This is a genomic window from Candidatus Streptomyces philanthi (assembly GCF_059553635.1).
Map to the genome: position 1 here is coordinate 1 of NZ_JCANQV010000545.1, position 1,873 is coordinate 1,873.

2 protein-coding genes and 1 pseudogene are annotated in these 1,873 nt (G+C 76.9%); 2 read left to right on the top strand and 1 reads right to left on the bottom strand.

Annotated features, from left to right (window positions below; translation table 11 throughout):
• Nucleotides 1-235, bottom strand: a pseudogene (locus AC51EU_RS30045) (sugar phosphate isomerase/epimerase); the annotation flags it as partial.
• Nucleotides 236-592: 357 nt separating this feature from the next.
• Here AC51EU_RS30045 and AC51EU_RS30050 point away from each other — a divergent pair.
• Nucleotides 593-1,714: a Gfo/Idh/MocA family protein gene (locus AC51EU_RS30050; protein WP_496270252.1), complete on the top strand. Its 1,122-nt coding sequence runs from the start codon at nucleotides 593-595 to the stop codon at nucleotides 1,712-1,714.
• Nucleotides 1,606-1,873, top strand: a 268-nt coding sequence (locus tag AC51EU_RS30055; RefSeq protein ID WP_496270251.1) for a DUF993 family protein, incomplete at its 3' end; no start/stop codon positions are given. The genes AC51EU_RS30050 and AC51EU_RS30055, both read left to right, overlap by 109 nt.

Here is a 1,873-nt window from a genome sequence, read left to right on the forward strand (position 1 = left end):
CGGCGTCGCGCGCGGCGGCGACCCGCGCGTACCCGGCGACGGTCAGCACACTGATCCCGGCCCGCGCGAACCGCCCGCGCACCGCGGCCCGCTCGTCCCTCCCGATACCGGGGTGCACCGGCTCCTCGGGGTGCGCCCGCAGCTCCACGCCCTGATAGCCGGTGCCGGCGGCCAGCCGCAGGACCTCCGCCAGCGGCATGCCGGGCACCCCGAGCGTCGAGAACGCGTATCGCACCCCCGCCCCCTTCGCCGTCCGGCCCATACCGTCCGCCTCTCCTGTCCCGTCAGCCCGCCCCGACCCGGCGGCCCCGCGCCCGTCGGCCCGTCTGCCCGGCAGCGTAGGTCCCGCCGGGCCCCCGCCCGGCCCACCACGCCCGCCCGGGTACCAGGATGGCCACCGTCCGGCGCCCTGTCGCACGAACGCCGCATCCCGCCGTGGCGCGGGACCGCCCGCCCGCCCCCGACGCGCCGTCCCGCCCCCTTGCCCGCCCGCCACGTGCCCAGTAGCTTCCGTCGCGAGGCGGTGCCCGCCGGACGCCGCCGCGCGGAGAGGGGTCCGGGCGTGGCCACACGGACGACCGTACGCATCGCGATGAACGGCGTGACCGGGCGCATGGGACACCGCCAGCACCTGGTCCGCTCCCTCCTCGCCCTGCGCGAGGACGGCGGCCTCGACCTGGGCGGCGGCGCCGTGATCTGGCCGGAACCGGTCCTCGTCGGCCGCAGCGAGGAACGCCTGCGCGCCCTCGCCGAGCGCTACGGGCTGGGGGAGTGGAGCACCGACCTGGACGCCGTCCTCGCCGACGACACCGTCGACGTCTACTTCGACGCCCAGGTCACCGCGGCCCGCGAGGCCGCCGTCCGCGCGGCGATCGCGGCCGGCAAGCATGTGTACGTCGAGAAGCCCACCGCCACCGGCCACGCGGCCGCGCGGGAGCTGGCCCGGCTGGCACAGGCGGCCGGCGTCAAGCACGGCGTCGTCCAGGACAAGCTGTTCCTGCCCGGTCTGCGCACGCTCCGCCGTCTGGTGGAGGAGGGATTCTTCGGGCGGGTGCTGTCCGTCCGGGGCGAGTTCGGCTACTGGGTCTTCGAGGGCGACACCCGTCCGGCGCAGCGCCCCTCGTGGAACTACCGCGCCGAGGACGGCGGCGGCATCACCGCGGACATGTTCCCGCACTGGGAGTACGTCCTGCACGAGCTGTTCGGGCCGGTCCGCAGCGTCCAGGCGCATCTGGCCACGCACCTGCCGCGGCGCTGGGACGAGTCGGGCGTCCCGTACGCCGCGACCGCCGACGACGCCGCGTACGCCGTCCTCGAACTGGAGGGCGGCATCGTCGCCCAGCTCAACTCGTCCTGGACGGTCCGGGTGCACCGCGACGAACTGCTGGAGTTCCAGGTGGACGGCACCGAGGGGTCGGCCGTCGCCGGGCTGCGCGGCTGCCGCGTCCAGCACCGCGCCACCACGCCCCGCCCGGTGTGGGACCCGGACGTGCCGACGGCGCTGCGGTTCCGGGAGCAGTGGCAGGAGGTGCCCGGTGACGGCTTCGGCAACGCGTTCCGGACGCAGTGGGAGCTGTTCCTGCGGCATGTGGTGTGCGACGCGCCGTGGCGCTGGGACCTGGCGGCCGGGGCGCGCGGCGTACGGCTCGCCGAACTCGCCGCCCGCTCCGCGCGGACCGGCCGCCGCACCGCCGTCCCCGGGGAGGACGCGTGACGTTCCGTCCGGCCACCACCGCGCGCGCCGTCCACGCCGCCGCCCATGTGGTCGCCGGCCCCGGGGGCCTCGACCTGGACGCCACCCTCGCCTTCCGCCACCACCTGTGGGCGCACGGTCTGGGGGTGGCCGAGGCGATGGACACCACGCAGCGCGGGG

Coding starts and splice junctions, on each gene's coding strand:
- AC51EU_RS30050 (WP_496270252.1), top strand. CDS start 593: ATGAACGGCGTGACCGGGCGCATGGGACACCGCCAGCACCTGGTCCGC.